This window comes from Nostoc sp. CALU 1950, assembly GCF_051172895.1.
In the GTDB taxonomy this organism is placed as follows: domain Bacteria; phylum Cyanobacteriota; class Cyanobacteriia; order Cyanobacteriales; family Nostocaceae; genus Nostoc; species Nostoc edaphicum_A.
The window spans coordinates 1-1,034 of sequence record NZ_JBDNJQ010000395.1; the positions used below are offsets into that span (position 1 = coordinate 1).

Here is a 1,034-nt window from a genome sequence, read left to right on the forward strand (position 1 = left end):
TATAGCGGTTATCAGTCTTCTGAAGTACAGTAGCAGCAGTGAGTAAACCAACCCAGCAAATTCTCTATCGTCACTTCTGCGAATGCCGCATCTAATGCGTTGAGTAAATCAGGATAGGTTCTTGCACCGATGCGACGGAGAATGTTCTTAATCTTAGACCAACAGTTCTCAATCGGTGAAAAATCGGGTGAGTAGGGAGGGAGATAAATGAGGCGAGCACCGGCAGCGATGATCAAGGCTTCAAGTTCGTCACTTTTATGAATCGAGCAGTTATCCATGATCACGACTGCACCAGGCCAAAGTTGAGGTACGAGCTTTTGTGAGATGAAGGCATCAAAGGTCAAGGCATCGATAGAACCTAAAGCACTCCATTGGGTGAGCAGTCCTTTCAAGCTAATGGCACCAATTACCGAGACATTTCTCCCTTTGCGGTTGGGCTTTGGAGCATAGGCCCGAAAGCCTGATAAGGCGCGGGCACATTTGCGAATGAAGGAGAGATTAACCCCCGATTCATCTAAGAAAATCAGATTTTCCACGGGTATCCCCCTCAAAAGTTTCCAGTACTCAAATCGGGCCAATTGGACTTCATCAGTTCCCTTTTTCGTAGGGTGGAGACTTTTTTTTGAGGTTTAGGTTGAGTTTCCGACGAACCATCCGATTCACCGTAGCCACCCCAATTAACACCTCTGTTTTCTCATAAAGTCGTTCCCGCAATTCGCTTAACGTCGCATCGGGCTGTGCTGCGACGAGTTGACCCAGGATTTCGAGCTGTTCGGCATTCAACTTTGTTGGCGTCTGCTCAGTCCGCACCTTTTGGCTAATCGTGCCGAATTCACGATGGCGTTTAAGTAAATTTTGGACAAAACTTAAGGTGACACCAAAGTTTTTAGCCAGTTTTCGCTGGGAAATGTCACCGCAAGCATAAGCATCAACAACTTTCTGACGCAAGTCGAGAGAGTAGGCTTTCATAGCGACCAGTTAACAGTAGAATTGCTCTCTCCTAAGTGTACTGAACTGGACTGATAACCGCTATA

2 protein-coding genes are annotated in these 1,034 nt (G+C 46.6%); both read right to left on the reverse strand.

Going from position 1 to position 1,034, the window contains the following annotated elements:
- Positions 1 to 11 precede the first annotated feature (11 nt).
- A complete protein-coding gene (locus ABF638_RS38130) occupies positions 12 to 578 on the reverse strand; it encodes an IS630 family transposase (protein WP_435027909.1) in 567 nt (188 codons plus the stop codon).
- 10 nt (positions 579 to 588) lie between these two features.
- Positions 589 to 969: a helix-turn-helix domain-containing protein gene (locus tag ABF638_RS38135; RefSeq protein WP_435027910.1), complete on the reverse strand. Its 381-nt coding sequence runs from the start codon at positions 967 to 969 to the stop codon at positions 589 to 591.
- Positions 970 to 1,034: the final 65 nt, after the last annotated feature.

What these genes read in the sequence shown, in the direction of transcription:
- ABF638_RS38135 (WP_435027910.1), bottom strand. Translation starts at nt 969, where the DNA reads ATGAAAGCCTACTCTCTCGACTTGCGTCAGAAAGTTGTTGATGCTTAT.